Origin of the sequence: Paenibacillus sp. FSL K6-2859 (genome assembly GCF_038008265.1) — a bacterium.
Classification (GTDB): domain Bacteria; phylum Bacillota; class Bacilli; order Paenibacillales; family Paenibacillaceae; genus Paenibacillus_AQ; species Paenibacillus_AQ nitricinens.
The window spans coordinates 3,589,366-3,613,290 of sequence record NZ_JBBOYU010000001.1; the positions used below are offsets into that span (position 1 = coordinate 3,589,366).

At 45.7% G+C, this 23,925-nt stretch carries 17 protein-coding genes; 15 read left to right on the plus strand and 2 right to left on the minus strand.

The genetic code is table 11. The features are described 5' to 3' along the window. The first annotated feature begins 8 nt into the window (after nucleotides 1–8). The 5 genes from MHB64_RS15825 (at nucleotide 9) to MHB64_RS15845 (ending at nucleotide 9,009) form a co-directional block, all read left to right on the plus strand. Entirely contained in the window at nucleotides 9–899 is an 891-nt protein-coding gene (locus tag MHB64_RS15825; RefSeq protein WP_341134841.1) for an alpha/beta fold hydrolase, read from the plus strand. 639 nt (nucleotides 900–1,538) lie between these two features. Further along, a complete protein-coding gene (codB, locus tag MHB64_RS15830) occupies nucleotides 1,539–2,816 on the plus strand; it encodes a cytosine permease (protein WP_341134842.1) in 1,278 nt (425 codons plus the stop codon). Next, nucleotides 2,785–4,053, plus strand: a complete 1,269-nt coding sequence (locus MHB64_RS15835; RefSeq protein ID WP_094868955.1) for a cytosine deaminase — start codon at nucleotides 2,785–2,787, stop codon at nucleotides 4,051–4,053. Before codB ends, MHB64_RS15835 begins: the two co-directional genes overlap by 32 nt. 379 nt (nucleotides 4,054–4,432) lie before the next feature. Beyond that, nucleotides 4,433–7,726 (plus strand): chitinase N-terminal domain-containing protein, encoded by a 3,294-nt coding sequence (locus tag MHB64_RS15840; RefSeq protein ID WP_341134843.1) that lies wholly within the window; start codon nucleotides 4,433–4,435, stop codon nucleotides 7,724–7,726. 296 nt (nucleotides 7,727–8,022) lie between these two features. Further along, on the plus strand, nucleotides 8,023–9,009 hold the full coding sequence (locus tag MHB64_RS15845) for an alpha/beta fold hydrolase (protein WP_094868954.1): 987 nt from the start codon (nucleotides 8,023–8,025) through the stop codon (nucleotides 9,007–9,009). Between the two features lie 96 nt (nucleotides 9,010–9,105). On the opposite strand, the gene MHB64_RS15850 is transcribed toward MHB64_RS15845, so the two are convergent. After that, nucleotides 9,106–9,741: a TetR/AcrR family transcriptional regulator gene (locus MHB64_RS15850; RefSeq protein ID WP_341134844.1), complete on the minus strand. Its 636-nt coding sequence runs from the start codon at nucleotides 9,739–9,741 to the stop codon at nucleotides 9,106–9,108. A gap of 80 nt (nucleotides 9,742–9,821) precedes the next feature. Between MHB64_RS15850 and MHB64_RS15855 the strand changes: the two genes are divergently transcribed. The 6 genes from MHB64_RS15855 to cydC all read left to right on the plus strand — a co-directional run bounded on the left by MHB64_RS15855 (nucleotide 9,822) and on the right by cydC (nucleotide 19,061). Beyond that, the gene (locus MHB64_RS15855; RefSeq protein WP_341134845.1) at nucleotides 9,822–11,669 is read left to right on the plus strand and encodes a hypothetical protein; all 1,848 of its coding nucleotides are present in this window, start codon (nucleotides 9,822–9,824) and stop codon (nucleotides 11,667–11,669) included. Between the two features lie 39 nt (nucleotides 11,670–11,708). Next, on the plus strand, nucleotides 11,709–12,560 hold the full coding sequence (locus MHB64_RS15860) for a GNAT family N-acetyltransferase (RefSeq protein ID WP_341134846.1): 852 nt from the start codon (nucleotides 11,709–11,711) through the stop codon (nucleotides 12,558–12,560). Between the two features lie 537 nt (nucleotides 12,561–13,097). Further along, nucleotides 13,098–14,465 carry a cytochrome ubiquinol oxidase subunit I gene (locus MHB64_RS15865; RefSeq protein ID WP_094868950.1) on the plus strand — a complete coding sequence of 456 codons (1,368 nt, stop codon included), beginning with the start codon at nucleotides 13,098–13,100 and terminating at the stop codon, nucleotides 14,463–14,465. Beyond that, on the plus strand, nucleotides 14,462–15,478 hold the full coding sequence (locus tag MHB64_RS15870; protein WP_094868949.1) for a cytochrome d ubiquinol oxidase subunit II: 1,017 nt from the start codon (nucleotides 14,462–14,464) through the stop codon (nucleotides 15,476–15,478). Before MHB64_RS15865 ends, MHB64_RS15870 begins: the two co-directional genes overlap by 4 nt. A 68-nt stretch (nucleotides 15,479–15,546) precedes the next feature. Further along, entirely contained in the window at nucleotides 15,547–17,334 is a 1,788-nt protein-coding gene (gene cydD, locus MHB64_RS15875) for a thiol reductant ABC exporter subunit CydD (protein WP_341134847.1), read from the plus strand. Next, nucleotides 17,331–19,061 carry a thiol reductant ABC exporter subunit CydC gene (gene cydC, locus MHB64_RS15880; RefSeq protein ID WP_094868947.1) on the plus strand — a complete coding sequence of 577 codons (1,731 nt, stop codon included), beginning with the start codon at nucleotides 17,331–17,333 and terminating at the stop codon, nucleotides 19,059–19,061. The genes cydD and cydC overlap by 4 nt, the downstream gene beginning before the upstream one ends. 306 nt (nucleotides 19,062–19,367) lie before the next feature. On the opposite strand, the gene MHB64_RS15885 is transcribed toward cydC, so the two are convergent. Next, nucleotides 19,368–20,390 carry an MBL fold metallo-hydrolase gene (locus MHB64_RS15885; protein WP_341134848.1) on the minus strand — a complete coding sequence of 341 codons (1,023 nt, stop codon included), beginning with the start codon at nucleotides 20,388–20,390 and terminating at the stop codon, nucleotides 19,368–19,370. A gap of 159 nt (nucleotides 20,391–20,549) precedes the next feature. Here MHB64_RS15885 and MHB64_RS15890 point away from each other — a divergent pair, with 159 nt between their 5' ends. The 4 genes from MHB64_RS15890 to MHB64_RS15905 all read left to right on the plus strand — a co-directional run bounded on the left by MHB64_RS15890 (nucleotide 20,550) and on the right by MHB64_RS15905 (nucleotide 23,745). After that, nucleotides 20,550–21,560 (plus strand): fumarylacetoacetate hydrolase family protein, encoded by a 1,011-nt coding sequence (locus MHB64_RS15890; protein WP_341134849.1) that lies wholly within the window; start codon nucleotides 20,550–20,552, stop codon nucleotides 21,558–21,560. Between the two features lie 92 nt (nucleotides 21,561–21,652). Then, complete coding sequence (locus MHB64_RS15895) at nucleotides 21,653–22,234, plus strand: TetR/AcrR family transcriptional regulator (RefSeq protein WP_341134850.1); 582 nt, start codon at nucleotides 21,653–21,655, stop codon at nucleotides 22,232–22,234. Nucleotides 22,235–22,252: 18 nt separating this feature from the next. Then, nucleotides 22,253–22,456 (plus strand): hypothetical protein, encoded by a 204-nt coding sequence (locus MHB64_RS15900; protein WP_341134851.1) that lies wholly within the window; start codon nucleotides 22,253–22,255, stop codon nucleotides 22,454–22,456. Between the two features lie 147 nt (nucleotides 22,457–22,603). Beyond that, a protein-coding gene (locus MHB64_RS15905; protein ID WP_341134852.1) for an IS3 family transposase occupies nucleotides 22,604–23,745 on the plus strand; the annotation gives its coding sequence in 2 pieces (ribosomal slippage) (nucleotides 22,604–22,877 and nucleotides 22,877–23,745; 1,143 coding nt in all). The last annotated feature ends 180 nt before the right edge of the window (nucleotides 23,746–23,925 follow it).

Consider the following 23,925-nt stretch of genomic DNA (forward strand, 5'->3'; position numbering starts at 1 on the left):
ACATAATCATGAACATTCTGAAAGTCAAAAGCGTCGAATTGGCCTATGACAGTTTTGGTAATGAAAATGACGAAGCTATTATCCTAATCGCCGGGCTTGGAACCCAGATGATCCGATGGACGGATTCGTTTTGTCGGATATTAGCAGTGCGGGGCTTTCACGTAATCCGTTTTGACAATCGCGACGTAGGTTGCTCGACGCATTTTAGCCAATATCCGACGCTGGATTTTGACGCACTGGCGACGGCTCTCATGTCGGGAAAGCGACCGGACATCCCTTACACTCTCAATGACATGTCCAACGACGCTATCGGACTACTCGATGCCCTTTCAATTGACCGGGCACATTTCGTTGGCAGGTCGATGGGAGGAATGATTGCCCAGATTGCTGCCAGTGAGTACCCTGAACGGGTTTTATCACTCACCTCCATTATGTCCAGTTCCGGTAATCCAACACTTCCGCAAACTTCCCCGGATGTCATGGCGATGATGACTAAACCAGCGCCGAACCCATTTGAGGATGAAGCAGGATTTTTGGCGCACAGCGTCTCTTTTGCTAAACGTATCGCCGGCACCGGCTATCCGTTTGAAGAGGACGCTTATCGAGCGCTCATTCTGGAGGAAGTCCAGCGAGCCTACGATCCAGGCAGTATTGGACGACAAATTGCTGCGATCGCTGTCTCCGGTGATCGTCGTCCGCGGCTGGCGACCATAAAAGTACCAACACTTGTCATTCATGGGGTGGACGATCCCCTATTCGTCCCGGCGTGTGGCGAGGATACGGCTTCTGCCATTCCGGGCGCTGAGCTAATGTTGGTTGACGGCATGGGACACGACTTACCGCACCAACTTTACAAAGTAATCGCTGATGGCATAGAGCGAACGGCTCGTCGCAATTGACACGCTGCAGCTGCCACCAACAGAAAGTGCAAAAAATATGGCGGAGGGGTTTGAATCGATTTCACTTGAAGTGCTTCCGATGGGATTATGTTTTTGTATATAATGGCGATGGTGATAACTATCATGATGAATTCGTAATGGAGGACCCTTTTTCATTAGAGCTTCAGCTAGATACAATTATGAATTTATTAATTAAATAACCCCTCCGTTTGGACTATGGAACAGGGCGTTTCTGATTCGAAGAGGAGACACTCCAAAAGTGAGGTTATCCTTTACCACATAAGGCTTTGCGCTAGGAGCAAGTGCCATGTTCAACATCCGCCCCATAAAAATTCCATGTGCAGCATTTAAAAGAGAATTTAAACCTATGGATATTAATGACATTGACATCCATAGGTTTTTCTAAAATAATAGAATGTAATTGAATACTGGTACCTTTAATTCAGTCCAGAGAGGCTGACAAGGACAGCGGATTTTTATAATCACGCGAGAAGCAGGGCATATTCCGTCAAGGGATGCTCTGTGTCTTGGCGCGGGTTATGATGAACAAAAGAGGCTACTTGTCAGTTTAACTTGACAAGTAGCCTCTTTTGTTTCTGCTTTTTTGGTATCAGGACACTTTATACTGGGGGTATTCTGATGAGTAAACAAGATCAAGAGTTTTCGTGGCAAGCAGTGCCAAAAACGCAGAGAAATCATTTTGGGAAGACATTTTCCGTCATGTTGGCATTCACTTTCTTTTCGGCAAGCATGCTGGCAGGGGGGACGTTAGGTGTCAGCTTGACATTCATGGAGTTCATAGGAATCGTGCTTGCAGGTAATCTTGCACTAGGCATCTATACGGGAGCACTGGCACATATCGCTGCCAAAACAGGGCTTTCCACGCATTTGCTTGCAAAATATGCGTTCGGTGAAAAAGGGTCCTACCTTCCTTCTTTCCTGCTCGGCTTCACACAGGTCGGATGGTTCGGTGTCGGCGTGGCCATGTTCGCAGTACCCGTCGCCAGAGCGATGGATTGGAATGTGTACCTGTTGATCTTCGTATTTGGTCTCGCAATGACGGCATCAGCCATCTTCGGCATGAAGTCGCTCGTCATTCTGGGCTATGTAGCGGTTCCGGCCATTGCTATTCTTGGTGGTTACTCCGTGTTCGAAGGAGTAGACACGCTGGGAGGTCTGCAAGGGTTGCTTGATTACACACCGACTCAGTCGCTCACCACAGCAGCAGCTTTGACCATTTGTATAGGGTCATTCATTAGCGGCGGAACGCTGACGCCCGATTTTGCCCGGTTTGCCAAGACGTCCCGGCAGGCGGTTACTGCAACAGTCATTTCGTTCTTTCTGGGGAACTCACTTATGTTCCTATTCGGCGCAGTCGGCGCAATGGCTTATAATCTGGCAGATATCTCAGAGGTTATGTTCTTGCAAGGATTGCTCATTCCTGCAATCGTCGTTCTGGGGCTGAACATCTGGACGACCAACGATAACGCACTTTACGCTTCAGGGCTGGGCTTCGCAAATATCACAAAAATCTCTAAAAAGTTTTTCGTCATCGTTAACGGCATTGTGGGTACCGTATTTGCCATGTGGATGTACAACAATTTCGTCGGTTTCCTGAATGTGCTGGGCGCGGCGATACCTTCCATCGGGGCCATAATCATCGCAGACTATTTTATTGTGAAGCGTAGAAACTATAAACCATTTGCCGACATGACTTTCAAGAATGTAAACTGGATAGCGATGGTTGCTTGGGCAATAGGTGTGGCCTTTGCCCAGCTAGCCCCAGGAATAACACCACTAAACGCACTTATCGGAACAGCGGTTGTATACACCGCATTGATGCTGATCCTATCTACGAAAAAATCCAAAGAAATGGGGAATACAAATGATTATACAAAACGCAAAATTGCGGGGTAAAGAAGGTTTATGGAATATTGTTGTGAAAGATGGGAAGTTTGATCTTATCACGCAGTCCCTGGAATCAACTACGAATGAGGAAGTCATTGATGTGGGCGGCTCCCTTGTGCTGCCACCGTTCATTGAACCTCATATTCACTTGGATACAACGTTAACGGCAGGTGAGCCGGAATGGAATTTGAGCGGAACACTATTCGAAGGCATCCAGCGTTGGTCAGAGCGCAAAGCCTCCCTGACACATGATGACGTTAAAACACGTTCCAAAACTGCACTGAAATGGCAGATCGCGCAGGGTATCCAGCATGTACGAACACATGTAGACGTCACTGACCCAAGCTTGACTGCTGTTAAAGCAATGCTTGAAGTGAAAGAAGAAATGGCACCATTCATTGACATCCAGCTTGTCGCTTTTCCGCAGGAAGGTATTCACTCCTTCCCGAACGGCGTGGAATTATTAGAAGAGTCGTTGAAAATGGGTGTTGACGTTGTGGGTGGTATTCCACACTTCGAATTCACAAGAGAATATGGCGTCGATTCGATGAAAGTTGCGTTTGACCTCGCTGAAAAATACGACCGCCTGATCGACATCCATTGCGACGAAATCGATGACGAGCAATCCCGTTTCTTGGAAGTCGTAGCCAAAGAAGCCTACGAGCGCGGGCTTGGTTCCCGCACGACTGCAAGCCACACGACGGCGATGGGGTCATACAATGATGCATACACGTACAAACTGTTTAGATTACTGAAGATGGCTGACCTAAATTTCGTCTCCAATCCTCTGGTTAACATCCATCTGCAGGGACGCTTCGACACGTATCCGAAAAGAAGAGGATTAACTCGCGTCAAAGAACTGCTGGAAGCCGGACTTAATGTATGCTTCGGTCACGATGACATCTTTGATCCATGGTATCCGCTAGGCACAGGTAATATGCTTCAAGTACTGCACATGGGTATTCATGCTTCCCAGTTGCTCGGATACGATCAAATCGTAAATTCAATCGATCTTATTACGAAAAATAGCGCAAGAACGTTGAATATCGAGGATATGTATGGCATTGAAGAAGGTAAACCAGCCAACTTCATCGTTCTTGAAGCAGAGAACGAGTACGAGACCATTCGCAAACAGGCCGGAGTGCTTTATTCGTTCAGAGGCGGCCGCAAAATCGCGGAAACACAGCCGCGGAACACTTCGATCATTCTTGAGAACGGTTTGGAGAAAATTACTTTCAATAAATAATCGGATGAAGCATGCGCTGTATCAAGCAGAGCCTGCGTTTAAGTCAACAATCCCCTTATGTTAGACAGGTATATAAGAGATCACATGATCGTGAACTCTTCCTGCATCCATGGGGGGATTTTTTTTGATTCTTATGTTTGACCATTTTTCTATTCCAGGACATTCCGGAACAAAACGCTATCATTACTAAGACTTTTTTCATAGCTTATTTCCAAGATTCGACCTTGTTTTCACCCACAGTATAGGCCGAAAGTATAAATTTACAACACTTTACATAAATCTATGTTTTTCCTAATCCTTATGAGATAGCATATTAGACGAAAGCGGTGGACAACTATGGGGAAATCCGCCGATCTATATCTCGAGGAGGAAGGAAATAATGGAGAAGCATTCAGGTTGGAAAAAAAGGCTGCTAAATTGCATGCTGGTTGCATCTGTTGCCGTACCTCTGCATTTGTTCGCATTCGGAGCCGATACGGCGGTACACGCTGAGGGGGCAAGCGATCCCGCACCATTCATTGAAGCCAAAGTGGTTAACGAGCATGCAGGCCAGAAAATACTGTTCGACAATACCCACGCACAGACGGCCGGAGCGGCTGACTGGGTTATCGACGGTGCTTTTTCCGACTTTGGCAATGCGCTTGCGCAGGAAGGCTATTACGTCAAGGAGCTTCGTAAGACCACTCCAATTACGCTGGGCGATCTTTCCAGCTATGACGTCTACGTCGTAGCTGAATCAAATATTCCATATAAATCCAGCGAGCAGGCAGCAATGGCGGAATACGTGGAGAACGGCGGCAGTATCTTCTTCATTGGCGATCATTACAATGCAGACCGTAATAAGAACCGCTGGGACGGAAGCGAGGCATTCAACGGCTACCGCCGTGGAGCTTGGGATAATCCAGCTAAAGGCATGAGCGCCGAAGAGGCTGACTCCGCGGCAATGCAAGGCGTAGTTAGCTCCGATTGGCTGGCAGAAGAATTCGGCGTCCGATTCCGCTTCAATGCCCTCGGTGATATTAACGCAAACAACATCGTGGCTCCCGCACAGGCCTTCGGTATTACATCAGGAGTATCAAGTGTAGCCATGCATGCCGGCTCCACGCTGGCAATCCTCGACCCGACCCGGGCGAAGGGCATCGTCTATCTGCCGAAAACCAACAACGCATGGGGCAACGCGGTGGACCAAGGCGTCTACAATGGCGGCGGCGTAGCGGAAGGTCCTTACGTGGCCGTAGCGAAAAAAGGCGCGGGCAAAGCCGCCTTTATTGGTGACTCCTCCCCGGTCGAAGATGCAACGCCGAAGTATTTGCGCGAGGATACCGGTGCCAAGAAAACGACTTACGACGGCTTCAAGGAGGCTGACGATGCTGAGCTTCTGGTAAACACCGTTAACTGGCTCGCCGAACAGGAGAGTTATACAAATTTCACCCAGGTAAGTGGGTTGACGTTGGATCAGCCAACGCAGCTGCTGCCGTTCGAAGAGCCGGCACTTTCCACCGAGCCGCAGCCAGAACCATGGGCCGCGCCGAATGCCGGCTACAAATGGTTTGACCGCACTACCTTCAAAGCGGGCTCCTACGGCGGACCGGCAGCTACTGCAAGTGCGGTGTACAATTTGACGCACCAGACGGTGCTGCCGAACGCGCAGGATTTCCAGATTCGGGTAAGCGCAGATAATCTCCCTGCGAATACCAGCGTATCAGGCTTTCAATTGGGCATTTACCAGGTGAGCAGCGGTGCCCAGATCGCCAAGATCCAGAACAGTGACGGCACTTGGCCAAGTAGCTATGCTTACAGCGCCAACTTTAGCTTGACATCAGACCTGAACGGCCATGCCTATAAAGATTTGACCGTGCAGATTAAACCGGGCACCACGGCTGCATCCAACCTGCGGCTGCGCCTGAACGGAACGAACCTGAAGACTGAATCAGTAACGCTCGGTAACGTCCCAGCAGAGCCGCTACCAGACGAGGAAGATCCGATTCCGGCGACCGTCTCCATCGGCGAAGCCCGGACCAAGATCGTTGGATCCTTGGTGACGGTTGAGGGTATCGTAACGACTGAGCCGGGTATTTTCGGTGGGCAAGCCCTTTACCTGCAAGATAAGACTGGTGGTCTTTATATCTTCCAGAGCCAAAGTGGCTTCCATGCCGGTGACACGGTTAAGGTAACAGCGTCCACGGCGCTTTACAATTCGGAGCTAGAATTGACCGAAGTTGTGAAGATCGAGAAAACCGGCACAGCGGAGCTTCCAGAGCCCGTTGTCGTGCCGGCGGTGAACGATGCCAATCAAGGTCAGCTGCTCAAGCTTAAAGACGTGAAAGTGACGAATATTATCACCGCCACTCCAAGCGGTTCCTTTGAATTTGACGCTATCGCCGAAGGCGGGACAAGCAATCACATCCGGGTGGATGTCCGGACGGGCATCACGAAGGACAGTTTCCCTTATGCGGAAGGACAGAAGCTCGATATTACAGGCGTAGCCGCGATCTTCAAAGAAGTATACCAACTCAAGCCTAGAAGTCTCGGAGATTTCAGCGTTGTGGAAGAAGAGGCAGCTCCGGTAACGACGGCAACGCTGTCGACGAATCCGAATGCTGCCGGCTGGTTGAACCAGACCGCCGAAGTGACTCTGAAAGCCAACTCCGGTACAGCTAAGGTTTATTACTCGCTAAATGGCGGCGTGGAAGCTGTATACAGCACTCCGTTGTCCGTAAGTAAAGACGGACGAAATACGCTGACATACCATGCAGTTTCGGGTAAGGGCAAGATCGAAGAAACCAAGACACTGAGCCTTAATATCGACACGGTTTCACCGACAGCAGTGCTGACGGAGTCCGGTCATGCGGTCGGCGATGTGGAGGAGGAAGCCCAGCTTAGGTTTGTATTGGTTGCCGAAGATAACCTGTCCGGCGTAGCCTCCAAGCAGCTTATGCTCGATGGACAACCCATTGCCGAAGAACAGACCCTGAATGCTGCGGAGCTGGGTGCCGGGTCCCATACTGTAAAATATGTAGTGATCGACGCCGCTGGCAACACTGCAGAAAAGAGCTACACATTCCAAATTACAGGTGGAGCCGCACTCGCAACTGACAAACCTGGACAACCAGTGTTGTCCTCGAACAGCGGCTACGGTTATGGACTCAGTGACGGCAACTTTACAGTCACCATGAACCTCTGGTGGGGCAATAATGCTACCAGCTACAAGCTTTATGAGAATGGCACGCTAATCGATTCCAAGTCGCTGAAGGATGTATCTCCGTCCGCCCAGACGGCAAGCACAGCGCTTCATGGTAAACCGAACGGCACTTATGTATACACAGTGGAGCTTACCAACAAATACGGAACAACGAAGAGCCAGCCGCTCACGGTGACGATCCGCGACGCCGCTCCGGGCAAGCCAGTCTTGGCCCATGACAACTGGGACGGAGACGGCTCTTATAAAGTAACAATGAATCTGTGGTGGGGCACTAACGCCACAGAGTACCGCCTTTATGAGAACGGGCAGCTGATCGACACACAAGCGCTAAACGCCAACACCCCTTCGGCGCAGATCGCTACGACTGACGTCACTGGCCGAGCTTCCGGCATATATGAATACCAAGCAGAGCTGGTCAATGCAGCGGGAGAGACCTTAAGTGATACTATTAAGGTAACTGTCAGCAATTAATAAGATGAGTTTCTAAATTTTACGCGTAATATACCAATATGCTGCAATGTTATAACACTTATAGAATCATACGATCAAAACAACCTAGGGTTCATACCTTAGGTTGTTTTAGTTTTGATATCAATATATTTAGAGCTTGGACAAAAGAAAGGTGCTTATATCTTTCAGATGTAACGTTTTTTTTGGCTTGTTCATATTCCGTTCATATTGTCGTCACGAAGAGGACATCTTGCTTAGTTACACTTTGAATAAGTCGCCACAGCGGCTTTAAGATACAAGGACAAGGAAGGGAAGAGATGAACGTGGCAGAATTAGTAGAAATAAAAACCACTGGAACTAAAAACCACAAGAGACGAAAATTGTGGTTAAAAATATTCGGAGGTATTGTCGGGGCGCTCGTACTGTTTATGGGCATTGTTTTTATCGTTAATGTAATCTGCAACGGGGTCGAGAAAAAGAAAATAGAATCGTATGGTCAGTATGTCAATGTAGATGGCAAAAAGATGAATGTGTACATTCAAGGCAGCGGAGATCAAACTGTTGTATTGCTTCCGGGACAAGGAACCCCAACACCTGCACTTGATTTCAAATTGCTGATCGATGAAATTTCTCCCAATTATAAGGTCGTGGTGGTAGAGCCTTTCGGTTATGGATTAAGCGATGAAACCGAGAAAGAAAGAACAACGGAGAATATTGTAAGTGAGGTTCACGAAGCGCTGCAGCAACTGGAGATTAACCGTTATATTCTAATGGGACATTCGATCGCAGGACTTTACGGAGCAACCTATGTGAACACCTACCCGGATGAGGTTCTTGCTTTTGTCGGCATCGATAGCAGCGTTCCCAATCAACCCGGCATGGATGTCAAATTGCCTTTGAAATCCATGCAGTTTCTTCAAAAATCAGGTTTGATGAGATTGTTCCAAAAAGTGAGCGGAGATCCGTATAAATCGCTCGCATTTGATGAGCATACCAAAGAACAGATGCATTTGTTTTCGAATCAAGTCGGTGGCAATCCAACGCTGATGAATGAATTGAGCCATCTCGGTTCCAATTTCAAAAATGGAGAAAAACTCACAATGCCAAATGAGTTGCCGTTGCTTCTCTTCGTTCAATCGAATAATGAGCACAATAAACAGTGGATTCCGCTACATGAGGAGCAAGTCAAACAATCCGCACAGGGAAAAATGATCCCGATGGAAGGTTCTCATTACCTGCATCATACAAAATACAAAGAAATCGCCGAGGCATTCAAAGAGTACATGAAGCAAATCCAATTGTAGAGTTGATAATTAAACCGCGGTGCCGAAATTGGCTCCGTGGTTTCTTTGTTTTTCGCTTCGTCTGTACACTCAGCCCAGCCAATGTAGTTATCAACTTTATTCCTGAGACATTGGAGTATGGTACACTTCAAGACAAATCTTGGTCATTTCATCAATGGATTTTGCAAAGTCGGATTGTATCCATTTGAGAAGAACATTATAGAGGGCCTCCGCTTTAAAGTAAATTCGGTACACATTCTCATCGCTTTTGTCATGAGCAGTAGAGAGCATCATTTCATTCAAGCAATCCAGAATCACATCATCAAACTTCGCGCTTTGAAGTGCTTTGTAGATGTTACGCTGCTGATAAATAACTTCAAAAAGCACTTTGATAAATTTTTGAGGTTCTTTGGCTTTGCCTGTTAATTCATTGGTGTAAGGCAAAAGTTTTTGATTAATCTCGAAAATAAGCGAATCGACCAAATCCACCAGAATCTCTTGCTTGGAGGAATAGTTGTTGTAATAAGCCGTTCGAGAGACCCCTGCGCGCTTCACAATATCGGTGATGGTAATTTTGTTAAAAGGCTGTTCCTGGATCAAGAAGACCAAAGCCGTGCAAATGGCTTCTCTTGTCAAACGGTTGGTTTCTTTATTGGACTGATGCTGAGAGGTATTTGGGCTGTATAATTCATGATTTGGGATGACATTTCCCCTCCGTTTGTACATTCTAGTGTGCGTTTTATTGTTTTTCATGAGTCTTTTCAATATGCTAAAACCATAAGGCATTACAAATGTAATGTCAAAATAGGAGTTAGATAAAATGGGAGGGCATCATGTTAGAGAGCGTATATAGACGATTGTCAGCGGTGCTGCTATTGATCCTAGCACTCTGTGCTGCGGTATTTATTGGTAAAGAAACGGTAATCTCGATAGTGACCATTATCCTTTTGTTAGCTGAATTAGGCATCTCCCTTTTACTATTAAAGAAGCGTGAGAAGTTACAGTTAGTATTTATTAGTGCAATGGTGGCAGAAGGGTTATTCTTACTAACAAAAGAATTTTGGCTGCTTGCGCTTTCCATCCTACTGCTGATCGTAGCGGGTTCATGGAGAGGACTCTATGGGCAAACGGTGAGCAGAAGAGTCACTCCGTTTCTAGTGGTTCGAAAAGTGTTATTCAGCATTGCAGTTCTTACCGTTACTGCATTTTGGGGGATTGGAATCTATGCAAAACCTATTACAACGCCTGTGGAATTAGCAACTGATGCAGCTGTGACGATCGATGAACGTACATTGGATTCTGCAGTAGTGATGCTGAAGGATATTGAAGTGATGAATTCTTTTGGAAGCCGTACAACCGGTTCTGAGGGTCACAATCAATTTATTGCATGGCTGGAGCAGCAGGTAACGGATATGGGGCTGCAAGTCTATCGTGATCGCTATTCTTTTGACCGATGGGAAGAAAAGAGCAGTTCGTTAAGGATTGATCAGCAGCCCATTCATGTCTCTTCAGCTTTTCCCTATTCCGGGGAAACTGACGAAAAAGGTGTAACAGGGGAACTGGTATATACGAAGCGTGGTGCTTATGATCAGGCTAGCGGAAAAATTGCTGTCATTGAAATTGAAAATTTTAAAAATTTTCCTAGTGGAATCGTAATGAACATGCGGGATTCATCTCCAATCGAAAGCCGAATTGCCCCAAATGAAGGGGATCTAGTGCTCACTACGGCTTTAAAAGAAGCTAAATTGGAGCAAGCGAAGGAAATGGGTGTAAAAGCAGTTATTTTAGTCTGGAAAGGAGTATCCGATGATAAGATAGAAAAGCAATATGTACCTTTTACCACCGATTATGCTGGAATCCCTGCGATCTGGGTCAATGAAACGGAAGGGCAAAAGGTGATCAGCGCAGCTCATGAGCACAAAGAAGGTACGGTTATTTTAGAAGCGGAAATACAAAAAAATGCCCCAACAGAATCCTTTTATGTGAAAATTGACGGTAAAAATAAAGACGAAGCAATTATCGTAAATACCCATACAGATGGGATTAATGTGGTGGAAGAGAATGGCGCTGTGGGCATGCTGTCCATGATTCGTTACTTGCAGCAGGAGCAGCCGGAACGTACGATGATTTTCGCTTTTGTAACAGGGCATTTTAGATTACCGGAATTCAAAGGATCCTCTCAGGCGACTTCCACTTGGATGGAGGGGCATCGTGAGCTCTGGGATGGCGCGAACGGCCATATGAAAGCTGTAGCTGGAATTACGGTTGAGCATTTAGGCAGCATGGAGTGGAAGGACGATGATACAGGTAAATATGGTCCAACTGGACAAATAAGTACAGAAAATACCTATGCGGGCAATGAAATGATGGCAGCCATTTGGCTGAAGGCTATTGAAAAGACAGACGGCACACGGACTGTATTATTACGTGGACATAACAAGTTTGAGTTTGGAGAGAGTCAGCCCTTATTTGAAGCAGGGATACCCGTGATTGGCTTCATTCCAATGCCAGACTATCTACTAGTAGATAGTGAAAACAGAGAGATGGACAAATTTGATGCAAAGCTTATGCATACGCAAATTGTATCGTTGCTGAAAGCGGTCAAGCTAGTGGACGCAACGGAGACGACTAAGCTAGGGAAGTCAGATGGGTATTCTTTCTTCTATGGTCGTACGAAATGATGGTGGTAATAGTGTTAGAAGAAAAGGAGGAAGAACTATATGTTAATCAAAAATGTTGAGGATATTGAATTACAAGAGTTTACAACTTGCTTTAACGAAGCCTTCTCCGATTATGTCATTCCGTTTCAAGTTTCTGCGCAGCATTTAGCTGATAAATTTGCAGGTGCGGGTGTTAATTATCAGATGTCATTCGGTGCTTTTGATCAAGATAAGCAGGTTGCATTTGTTATGCATGGCATCGGTGAGCGTAACGGCGAAAGAACTGCCTTTAATACCGGTACCGGAGTCGTTCCTTTATATAGAGGAAAACGGCTGGTCGCACAAATTTATCGTCATGCTTTTCCCATCCTCAAAGAAGCCAATATTCAAAAATGTTTGCTTGAAGTCATCCAAACCAATGTTAAAGCTATAAAAGCGTATAGTGCTTTAGGATTTCAAATCCATAGAGAATTAGTTTGCTTCAAGGGTCGTATTAATGTAAACCTTCCGGCCGATCATAGACGTACATTCATTTCTATGGTTCGACTGGAAGAATTCGATTGGACATCGGTACATGCTTATTGGAATTTCGAACCTTCTTGGGAACAATCCGCTGAGGCAATTTTACGAAACCCGCATCTGTACGATGTGGTCACCATAATGGAAGACAACAAGATTTGTGGATACGCGGTAATAAAATCAGCCAATGGAGCTGTTCTACAGTTCGGCGTTTTGCGAGAAAAAAGAAATCAGGGATTGGGACGTTCCTTATTTCATTGGATTGGAGAGAGACATGCACTCATCACCGTCAATAATGTAGACAAAAGAGATATAAATTCTATACGTTTCCTTAAAGAAGTTGGTCTTGACGTATTTATAGAGCAATATGAGATGAAAAAAGATTTGTCATAACGAAGATGATATTCGCTTTAATTCAAAAACACTGATGAGTTGAGTCAGTGTTTTTTTGTTGCCAAAAAAGGGTATATATAAAGGATTGGAATGAGAAAATATCGTGTTTCTCTAACATCGAAATACGAGAATACTTGTAGCATCACATATAAGCTAATGAATCAATAGCTCCTTCGGATGCTTTTTGTGTTATTCACCGAGTTGTTAAAAAGATTTGTCCCTTTCTTGAACGTTTAGAGATGAAGAGGTCTCAGTGATTGAATTACTAAAAATTTAAGATATGATAATTTTAATCATTAGGCCACTATATTAATCGGATTGCTTCAGTATCAGGTAAATAGGTCTCGCCATCTCTTGCTTTGTGAAATTTTTCTCTTTTTACATAGCAAAGAACGAGGAACGTCATACTAAAACGAACAGGCAACGATGTCTCTGAGCCTTGTTTAATCTGATATTGAATGCAGCCTACAGTTAGCTGGCCTAATCATAAGCATCAAATGACGAAAAATGAACAGAGTTTGAAGGGAGCAGTAAAGAATGGAAATTGATACGGTGCTATGGAGCAGGCTGGTTACAGGCTTGACTCTTGGGTTCCACGTTATTTTTGCGACGATTGGCGTCGGTATACCGCTAATGATCGCTATAGCAGAGTTCATAGGAATCCGAAAGAAGGACCCCCATTATACCCTTATGGCAAAAAGATGGTCTCGAGGATTTGTCATTTCTGTAGCGGTTGGTGTCGTGACCGGTACAGCGATTTCACTACAACTGGCCCTGGTATGGCCGAATTTTATGAAACTGGCGGGGAATGTTATTGCACTTCCGTTATTCATGGAAGTGTTCGCTTTCTTTTTTGAAGCCATCTTCCTAGGCATTTATTTGTATACGTGGGATCGGTTCAAAAATCCGTATATCCATTGGCTGCTGACGATTCCGATTGTCGCCGGTGCAGGGATGTCTGCCGTTTTTATTACGACGGTGAACGGATTCATGAACCAGCCTGGAGGCTTTGTCATGGAAGCAGGCCAATTCACAGCGATTGACCCAGTGCAAGCGATGCTGAATACAGCGACGTTCTCCAAGGTGTTCCATGTATTAAGCTCGGCCTATTTAACAGGTGCTGCCCTATTAGCCGGAATTGCAGCCTTTGCAATGCTGAGAAAAGGGGTATCCGCATACCACAAAAAATCCTTGAATCTCATGATGGCGGTTGTTTTGCTGTTCGGCTTGCTAAACACATTAGCTGGAGATGTGTCCGCCAAGTTTTTGGCCGAACATCAGCCGGAGAAGCTTGCAGCGGCAGAATGGCATTTTGAGACGGGTAGCGGTGTGGATTTGGTTCTAATGGGATGGCTGAATGCAGAGCATGAAGTTCTAGGGGCTCTTCATCTGCCGAAGGTGCTCAGCTTCCTGGCCTTTGGAGACTTTAACGCAGAGGTAACGGGACTGGAGGAATTCCCCAAAGATGAATGGCCGCCGCTTCTCGTTCATTATCTGTTTGATTTAATGGCCGGAATTGGATTTGCCTTACTCGCGATAGCGGTCCTGTATTTCCTGTTTGTGTTCTGGAAAAAACGTAATGCGCTTAACAAGTGGATGCTAAGCATCCTCGCACTGATCGCGCCGCTCGCTTTTCTGGCTGTTGAGCTGGGCTGGTTTTATGCAGAAGTTGGGCGACAGCCTTGGATTATCCGTGGATATATGCGTGTAGAGGAAGCAGCCACGACTTCTCCGAATGTTAGAATTATTTTCTTCGGCTTATTGCTCCTGTACATCGTACTCGGCAGTATGTGTGTAATCGTGCTAAGACGCTTGTTCAACAATAATCCGGCAGAAGTTGAGCTGGAGAAATATATGAAGGATCATCCTGATCAATCTACTACAGAAAAGGGGGGCACTGCATGATGAGTTACGAATTGATTGGCATCTCGGTGCTCTGGCTGTTCTTGTACGGCTATTTAATTATAGCTTCTATTGATTTCGGAGCGGGCTTCTTCGCCTTTTATGCACGTTTGACGAAGCAAGATCATTTGATTAATCGTCTGATTTCCCGTTATTTATCACCCGTTTGGGAGATCACAAATGTATTTTTTATCTTTTTCTACATTGGCATTGTCGGATTTTTTCCAGACACAGCCTATTATTATGGCTCAGCGTTGCTTGTTCCGGGAACCATTGCAGTAATTCTTCTTGCGATTCGCGGTTCGTTCTATGCATTTGAAAATTACGGCTCAAAGAAAAACATTGTGTATCTTTTTTTATACGGAGCTACAGGTTTACTTATTCCGGCTTCGTTGTCAGTGGCGCTAACCTTATCTGAAGGCGGCTTTATCGTGAAGCAGGGGGAGACGGTTTCTCTGGATTACTGGGAGCTGTTTACCAATCCGTTATCGTGGAGCATCGTTGGACTGGCAATCGTGTCCGTTTTGTTCATAAGCGGCTCCTTTCTGACATTTTACGCATCTCGGGCAGAGGATCATTCTGCGCTGAAGCTGATGCGTAACTACGCCCTGTTTTGGAGTACACCGACAATAATTCTTGCACTGACAGCATTTATTTATTTAGGTCAACACAATGAGCGGCATTTTCAAAATATGATGGATTTATGGTGGCTGCTGGGACTTTCCGTTGCTTTCTTCATGATCGCGATGTGGCTGTTATATAACGGACGCCGTTACGGATTAGCTTTTATATGCATCATGTTGCAATTTTTCTGTGCCTTTTTCGCATATGGAATTGGGCAATACCCTTATATTCTTGATCCGTTCATCACGATTCAGAGCAGTGCAACTTCGCCAGCAATGGGCTTAGCGTTAGTTATTGTGTTTATCGGTGGTCTATGTCTGTTGATCCCATCCCTTATTCTGGTCTTCAAACTCTTCCTGTTTGATGCGGATTATGTAAAAGGGAAAAAATAAAGCTGATTGATCTATTACGGCGTGTTTGAGGTTTCTCTACAAGCCTGTATATAAAGGAAGTGTGATCTGTGAAGAGGAAATCCAGTCTGATTTCTCAACAAATGTCTTTACAAAGGAAAAATATGGCCCTCCTCGCGGTTATTTCACTCGCGCTTGGCGTAGCTATTGTGAGTCAGGCTGGATTGCTTGCTGAAGCAGTCCAGCGGATTTTTGTGGAGAGGGCTTCGTTCTCATCGGTTATCCTGTTACTCGGCATACTTCTGGCAGTTATGGCTGTACGCACACTGTTGTCGTATGGAAACGGTAAAGTCGGCTTGCAAATGGCTGCCACTGCCAAAACAAATATGCGCGCAGCCGTATTGCAAAACTTGACCCATGCTTCCATGGCCGAAACTCTTAGTGGGCAGACGGGAGGGAAGGTCAGCATTGCTCTGGATGCTGTGGATGAGGCTGACAGTTATTTCAGTCAGTACATGCCACGTATGATGGAAGCAGCTATCATCCCGATTCTGATTTTGGTCGTTACATTTACTCAACATGCCAACACAGGTTTCATTCTCTTGTTTACAGCTCCGTTTATCCCGCTGTTCATGATTTTGGTAGGGCTGAAAACAAAGAACAAATCCGAAGAAAAATATGCGCAACTGGCTGAGTTTTCAGGGACATTTCTGGATTCTCTTCAAGGGCTGGTGACGTTGAAAATATTTGGACGGGCTAACCGTCAGCAGCAGGAGATTGAACGCAGCAGTCTGGGTTATCGGGATGCTACGATGGGAATTTTGAAGATTGCATTTACGAATACCTTCATGCTGGAATCGATCGTGATGTTAAGCATCGGTATTGTCGCTCTCGAACTGGCCATCCAGTTGCTCGTTTTCAAATCTATGACCTTCCACACCGCCTTTCTTGTTTTGTTGCTCGTTCCCGAATTTTACAACCTGTTAAAAAATACAGGAACAGCCTTTCACAGCGGCCGAACAAGTATGGGAGCGGTTCGTAAGGTGGAACAGATGCTTGTGGAGACGGCAGGGGTGAGCAGGGAGGCGAATGGCAATGAAGAGGTAGAAACATCCAATGAAATCGACGAGATCGACAATGACAACCTTTCAATGCCGCCATCCATAGAAATTGACCATCTACGGTTTCAGTATGCTCCAGATTCATTCGAGCTTAAGACGGGTCTGATCCAGCTTAGTCCAGGAGAACACATCGCCATCATTGGCAAAAGCGGTTCCGGCAAAACGACTTTGCTTCATCTTATTGCCGGTTTGCTGAAACCAGAATCTGGAACGCTTCTGGTAAATGGAAGCCCACTTTCGCAATACGATGAGGCCGTATGGTTCGAACATGTTAGCTACATTACGCAGCATCCGTATATTTTTGCAGGCACATTTTCTGAAAATATTGCGATTGGTGCTGGCGGAAACATCTCCAGAGCTGAAATGGAGCGGGCGGGAGAGGAAGCTGGCCTTACTGCGCTTACAGGCCAATTGGAGCATGGATTGGATACCTTTGTGGGTGAAGGAGGCCGGGGACTGTCTGGCGGGGAGAAGCAACGGCTTGCCTTGGCACGCGCTTTTTTGAAGCGACCTGCTGTCATTCTGTTTGACGAACCCACAGTTGGGCTGGATTTGCATACCGAGCAGGTACTGCAACGCTCCATTGCCAAACTGGCAAAAACGGCTACGATGATTACGGTGGCTCACCGATTATATACGATTCAACAAGCCGACAAGATTTTGTTTATGGACAATGGAGTATTGGTGGACTCCGGACGACATGACGAGCTCATGAAGCGCCTGCCCGAGTATGCCGAAATGGTTAATATAGAGCGGAAAGGGAGGGTATCATCATGAATGAGCTAGCTGTTCTATCAAAGGCGATGTTTCAGGAGCGCAAGGATATCGTTCTTTCGATTTTGTGTGGATTTATCGCCGGAATTGCCGGAGTGGCACTCTTTTCCGCGAGCGGGTATCTGATCTCGCAAACAGTGTTTGCGCCGCCGCTTTATACTTTGATTGTACTCACCTCGATGGTCAAACTGCTCGGTCTGCTTCGGGCGGCGAGTCGTTATGGAGAACGCTTGTATTCTCACCGAGCGACATTCTCCATGCTTAGCCGTTTACGTACATCCTTTTTTGCCAAGCTTATTCCTTTAACGCCTGGTATATTGAACAAAAATCGAAGCGGGGATCTGCTTGCGCGGATCGTTGGAGATGTGGAAAGTTTGCAAAATTATTTTTTGCGAGTCGCTTATCCTCCGATCATGGTCGTCATGGTATTTTTGGCTACGGTGCTGTTTACTTCTACCTTTTCGATCTGGATTGCCGTTTTATTTGTACTAGGTATGCTGATAACGGCATTCGTTGTACCGGGAATTGTGTTACTCGGGCAGCGGAGAATACATGGACGCGTTCGTGAGCAGAGGGCGCAGCTGTCCACGGAAGTTACCGAAGTGTTGTACGGTTTCCGGGATTTGAAAGTATACGGTCAATTGGCACAGCGGGAGGAGCATCTTCAGCATGCTTCCGCTGTATTGGCAGCTGAACAGCAACGAGCTTCCGGGCACTTGCTGCGCGGGCAATCGATGCACACTTTTGTTACGTTTCTCGTTTCCTGGGGAGTGCTGACGCTTGGCGCCTATTTAATTATGGAAGGTGCGCTTGCAGGCGTATTTCTTGCCATGCTGGTCATGGCATCACAAACCGTATTTGAAGAAGCGACAGCTATGGCCACATTACCCGCGTATAAAGAGGATAGCGAACACGCAGCCAACCGACTGACGGAAACAGTTCAGACCTTTGATGAGCAGTTCTCGCAGCCAAGTGGCACAATGTCTGTTAATCATGCTGTTACGATGGAACTATCCGATGTTACGTTTCAATATGAAGGGGAGTGGAGACCGGCACTCAGGGATATCTCTCTGCACATTTTACCGGGCTCCAAAACGGCGATTGTCGGGCCGAGTGGGTCAGGAAAATCAACGATTATCGAATTACTGCTCAAGCTGCGAACACCAACGGCTGGCGATATCCGTTTAAACGACATTTCGGTAAAGGAACTGGATGAGTCGAGCATTTGGCAGACGGCTAATGTGGTGTTGCAGCAAAGCCATTTCTTCAGGGGCACGATTCGGGACAATCTGCTGCTGAATGGAGAAGAACATACGGACGAACAATTGTCTGATGTGCTGGCTAAAGTGCAGCTGCCCAATACATCGTTGACCGATAGTGTGTATGAAAAAGGGGAGAATCTCTCAGACGGCGAGAAGCAGCGACTGGCTCTGGCGCGAGCGATGCTCCGCAAAGGACGCGTATGGCTTCTGGACGAACCAACTTCATCGCTGGATTATGTGACAGAGCAACAGGTTTTGAAGCATCTCTTCGCACAAGCAGCTAATGACACGCTTCTCCTGATTTGTCATCGGCTTACCGGATTGGAAGAGATGGACCGAATTGTGGTCATGGATCAAGGTAAGGTAGTCGAAACGGGTTCCTATTCGGAGTTGATGGAGCAAAAAGGCTATTTTTATGAAATGAAAAAAATCGAACAGCAAATGATCGGAGAAGTTGACGTATGTTGATTTAGTGACCTCAACTCCCCAAACTCCAGCTCCTTTAACTAGATTACTTAAAGGAGGATTCCCCTTTTGGCATGATACGTAGTATGCTAAACGACACGATAGCACAATAATACACTTAACAACAAATTTTTCTTATATCCTTTTAGGAGAGTGCTACTAGTAAGTCATAAGTCCTTCTCCATTTTTTATCATAATCGTTTCTAAGCACCGATTTTAATTCCGTGGAACAATTCAAAAGAACGGCCGCTGTTCGCATCGTTTGCGACAGGGCCGTTCTTTTGTTTTTCGTAGGTTAGCTTTAAATTGCTATTCTTGCCAAACACTCATAGGGTCCCATGGCTTGATCTGATTGTCATATTTTCCAGCCAAAAAAGCTTTCATGTCTTCCAGCTTAGCAGGCACCTCGTTCCAAATTGGAAGGGGGGGTAACCCTCGTTTGCTTTTCAATAAGATATCCACTGTAACATATAAGCGTTCTGGCTGAATCCAATGAAGGAAGCGGGAAATATCCATTTGCTTGGTCAGGGACAAGGAATCAATTTCATCATTGTAATGCTTGTTGAACTCGCTGATCAGGTTCAGGAGGTAATCTCTCTGCTCCTTCACGAAGTCCAAGCCGCAAATGGCGCCATGTCCTGGAACAACGATTTCGGGTTTAATTTCATCAATAATGCGATCAAGCACTTTAACCCAATTGAGGGTTCCCTCTTCGCTGTATGCCGTACAACCGTTAAACACGACATCGCCGGCGAACAGCACTTTTTCTTTTGGCATCCACAACAGCAAGTCACTGTCAGAGTGGGCTGGAGCTACATTGTAAATCATAACTTCCGTATCGGCAAGACGGATGTTGATATCGTCCTTTATCTCAATATTCGGGAGTACCCATTCTACGCCCTCCAGGTCGAATCCTTCAAATTCCGCTGCAAAAAACCGCTCACCCGGAGTCGATTCCGTAGAATCCTTTCCTCTTCTGATGACGCTGTCCATCCAGGCGATATTTTCGGTGAGACGCTCTCTGGAGGCTTCCTTGTGCATAATAATACAAGCATCTTCAAACGCTTTGTTTCCCCAAGCATGGTCACTGTTATAGTGCGAGTTCACCACATATGCGGGAGAGCCGCCGTTGCTTACTTCCATAAAAGTCTCCCGCATTTCCCGCGCATGGAACAAATCGAAGAACGTGTCATACACCAGTCCTTCACCCTTATTGATGAAGCCGGCATTGGCCCAACTAATCCCGCGATACGGCGAAATACCGGCAAAGACGCTATCTGCGACTTCAATAAATTTAACGCGAGGTTTTTGGATAATACGTCCATACTTCATGAAAATTCTCCTTTTTCGTATGTTTTTGGGGTAAGGCATACTGACTATGACTTTATTATAGAGAATGGAAAACAGAAATGCAAGCAAGTACTTGCATGCATTTATTCCATGCGATAAGATAGTAACAGAACAACATCACACTAGATGGAGGCGAGCAACATGAAGCTAGTAACCTTTCGAACCAAGACATCCCAGGAACCTTTGTTTGGGCTTGTAATTAACGAGAAATTTGTCGTGTCTTTTGCCGCAATCATGAAAAAGCAGGGAACATTCGTTGACAGTCTTGAAAGTATGGACCGCTATCTTCATTATTTGCCGGCAAGTTTTGATGCCGCTAAGGAATTGATGCAATATGCTGTCGAACAGTCGCATCAATTCAATGAAAATGAATTCTGCCCGATTGTAGCGGTAAAACTGCTGCCGCCAGTTCCGAAGCCGGCTGCGCTTATCGACTTCGGGCTGACGCCAAGACATCTGAGAAATGCTGGCGTAAATCTGCTGCAAAGAGAATATACAGGGCCAGAAAGAGAAGAGCTCAAACAAAAAATTGCTGGAAAATTCCAGCAAGATTCGAATAAAGTAACTTTCAGTTATTACAAATGTAACCATAATGCATTAATTGGCGATGGGGATACGATTCATTGGCCTTCTTACTCTTCCTACCTGGATATCGAGCCAGAGCTGGCCTTTGTTACAGGAATGGAGAACTGCATTGCAGGTTATGTTATTTTTAACGACAGTACTGTCCGCGATGTGCAATGGCCGGATTTCCTGGCGCTGACCGGACCGACGCGCTGCAAAGATTTTGATCACAGCAAAGGAATAGGACCATTTCTGGTTACGCCGGATGAAATCGAAAATCCGATGGGACTGGATGTGGATGTATACATCGGGGAAAGACTGCACTGGAAGGGTAGGACATCTGAGTATTCTGCACACCCTGCAAAAGTGATGGAGGAGGTTCTCAAAGTTTTCACGCCGCTCCCGGGCACGATTATTGGAATGGGGACGATACCGGATTGCTGTGCAATCGAGACCGAACAATGGTTGTTGCCCTCTGACCGAATCCAGATTACATTTGATAAATTAGGTACGCTCACGCAATTGGTGCCCGATCATATCAAGATTACGGAACCAAGCCGCTGGGAAAAAAGAAGCGATTTGCTTTAAATAAACATTTATGAAAATGATGAACCCCGATCCTGCTGCATGTGCAATACTTGTAGTAGAATGGGTTTAACATATGTTAAAGGAGAAGTACAATGCAAACTTCAGACAGAATTATTGAAGCCGCGACACGTCTCATCAAAAAGAATGGCTATCGGGGAGTAAGCACCAAAGCCATTGCAATGGAAGCTAAAGTTAATGAATCTACGATTTTCCGGCAATTTGGAAGCAAGCAAGGCATATTGGAAGCCATCATTGAAAGACATTCGGATATCCCGCAGTTTGAGAAGCTGTTAAAAGAGGAAGCGACCGATAACCCGGAAGTCGATCTGCTGAATGTAAGTCAGCAGTACCGTTTATTTTTCCATAAAAATGCGGACATCATTTTAATTGGCATCCGCGACAAAGGAATGCTTCCCGAATTAGACAGAGTGCTGGCCGATCCGCCGGCGAAGCTTCACTCCTTGCTGGTTGAATATTTTGAACGCTTGCAGAAGAAAAAAGTTATAGCCAGACAGAATGAGCGTCTTGTCGCAATGTCTTTTCTCTCGATGTGCTACGGATTTCAGATGAGCGAGCTGATTCACCGGCAATATCAATCCCAATTTGTCACCGAGGAAGAGTTCTACAAGCATAGTGTCTCATTGTTTGTTAAAGGAATTTTGGCTCAGTCATAAGCATTATTAAATTATTTAATGAGAAGTCAAAACTTAAGTCAACGGGCTGAGTCTGGAAACACGGTATTTCTATCCATTCATCTAATGGAAGAGCTTGCAGCAACGGTTGATGATGTGGTGATTATTAAGCATGGAACAATCGTTGCAGATGGAACATTGGAGAAGCAAAAGGTAACCCTCTCACGCTGGAGGACGCCTTTTTGCTCATATTGTAGTTTTTAGTAATGGAAAATAAAATACGTGGATGCATTATATAAAAAACATGACTCAATTAGGAACTGACCCCATAACGTGAGACAAATCAAAACACCTTCAAGAAAACTCAATCCTATCGTAAGATAGAGAGATTACCTTGGAGGTGTTTTTGCGTTGGCAACCAGAGTGAGCTACCCCTTAGAAATAAAGATGAAAGCCATAGAAATGAGAATGGCAGGTGTACCCGTAAAAGAAGTTATGGACCAGCTCGGAATACGGAATAAATCACAGCTAAAGACATGGATGAAGTGGTATCGAAATGGCGAAGCAAACCGTCTAGAGCAACCTGTTGGGAAACAATACAGCTATGGAAAAGGTCCAGAATACTCTTCGGAGCTCGAGAAAGTAAAAGCTGAAAACCGGTTTCTAAAGCAGCAATTGGACCTGCTAAAAAAGTACAAGGAGTTGGAGAGGAGGTGGAACAACAAGTCTTCGTTGCCTGGATCGAGTCCATTCGAGAAGAAGTGACGGTGTCTGAGGCTTGTGCCTGGCTTGGGATCGCGAGAGCTAACTACTACCGTTGGAAAGCTGTTGAGACTCAAAGTGTAGATCCAATGGTAGAAAAGATAAGGAGTTTATGCATTCAGCACAAATTTCGGTATGGATATCGTAAAATCACTGCTCTGCTTCAGAAAGAAGAACTTATAAACCACAAACGAGTTCAGCGGATTATGCAGCGCGAGAGTCTACAATGCCGTGTACGGATAAAGAAACGTAAGACCACCGGGCAACCTGCACATCTAGCAGAAAATCTGTTGAAGCGAAATTTTCATGCGGATACGCCCCTGCAAAAGCTCGTCACGGACATTACTTATTTGCCGTTTGGGGGTAAGATGTTGTACTTCTCCAGCATTCTGGATCTGTACAACGGGGAGATTGTGGCTTACAGTATAGCGGACAAGCAAGATACGTCTTTGGTTATGGATACGCTGAATCAACTTCCAAAACGAACCAGCATGCTGCTCCATAGCGATCAGGGTAGTGTATATACTTCTCAAGCCTACCAGACAGCGGTGAAGGAGAAAGGCATTACCATGAGCATGTCCCGTAAAGGAACGCCCGCTGATAATGCCTCCATTGAATCGTTTCATTCCACGCTAAAGTCTGAAACATTTTATCTCGAAGATCTCACATGTACAACGACGGCAATCGTTGTACAGACCGTTCAAGATTATATCACTTACTATAACTCAATTCGGATTCAAGCGAAACTAAATAACCAGTCGCCGGTGGATTTCCGACGACTGGCTGTTTAAACTTGCTAGGTGTTTTGATCCTTGTCTCACAATCGGGGGTCAGTCCCATTAAGCCCAATTTTTTCTAGGGCTTTTTTTGTTTGGGACCTCAGGATTGTGTTTGGTCTATACTTAAACTTTTCGGGTCAGTTTTATTGTACGAACTTTAATGCAAGATAATCATGCCTATTGGATGGGGAT

Excerpts from the sequence above, each read along its gene's own strand:
- MHB64_RS15860 (WP_341134846.1), top strand. The coding sequence starts at position 11,709 with ATGTTAATCAAAAATGTTGAGGATATTGAATTACAAGAGTTTACAACT.
- MHB64_RS15870 (WP_094868949.1), top strand. The coding sequence starts at position 14,462 with ATGATGAGTTACGAATTGATTGGCATCTCGGTGCTCTGGCTGTTCTTG.
- codB (WP_341134842.1), top strand. The coding sequence starts at position 1,539 with ATGAGTAAACAAGATCAAGAGTTTTCGTGGCAAGCAGTGCCAAAAACG.
- MHB64_RS15845 (WP_094868954.1), top strand. The coding sequence starts at position 8,023 with ATGAACGTGGCAGAATTAGTAGAAATAAAAACCACTGGAACTAAAAAC.
- MHB64_RS15865 (WP_094868950.1), top strand. The coding sequence starts at position 13,098 with ATGGAAATTGATACGGTGCTATGGAGCAGGCTGGTTACAGGCTTGACT.
- MHB64_RS15855 (WP_341134845.1), top strand. The coding sequence starts at position 9,822 with ATGTTAGAGAGCGTATATAGACGATTGTCAGCGGTGCTGCTATTGATC.
- MHB64_RS15835 (WP_094868955.1), top strand. The coding sequence starts at position 2,785 with ATGATTATACAAAACGCAAAATTGCGGGGTAAAGAAGGTTTATGGAAT.
- MHB64_RS15890 (WP_341134849.1), top strand. The coding sequence starts at position 20,550 with ATGAAGCTAGTAACCTTTCGAACCAAGACATCCCAGGAACCTTTGTTT.
- cydC (WP_094868947.1), top strand. The coding sequence starts at position 17,331 with ATGAATGAGCTAGCTGTTCTATCAAAGGCGATGTTTCAGGAGCGCAAG.
- MHB64_RS15825 (WP_341134841.1), top strand. The coding sequence starts at position 9 with ATGAACATTCTGAAAGTCAAAAGCGTCGAATTGGCCTATGACAGTTTT.
- MHB64_RS15895 (WP_341134850.1), top strand. The coding sequence starts at position 21,653 with ATGCAAACTTCAGACAGAATTATTGAAGCCGCGACACGTCTCATCAAA.
- MHB64_RS15885 (WP_341134848.1), bottom strand. The coding sequence starts at position 20,390 with ATGAAGTATGGACGTATTATCCAAAAACCTCGCGTTAAATTTATTGAA.
- MHB64_RS15850 (WP_341134844.1), bottom strand. The coding sequence starts at position 9,741 with ATGAAAAACAATAAAACGCACACTAGAATGTACAAACGGAGGGGAAAT.
- MHB64_RS15840 (WP_341134843.1), top strand. The coding sequence starts at position 4,433 with ATGGAGAAGCATTCAGGTTGGAAAAAAAGGCTGCTAAATTGCATGCTG.
- MHB64_RS15900 (WP_341134851.1), top strand. The coding sequence starts at position 22,253 with ATGAGAAGTCAAAACTTAAGTCAACGGGCTGAGTCTGGAAACACGGTA.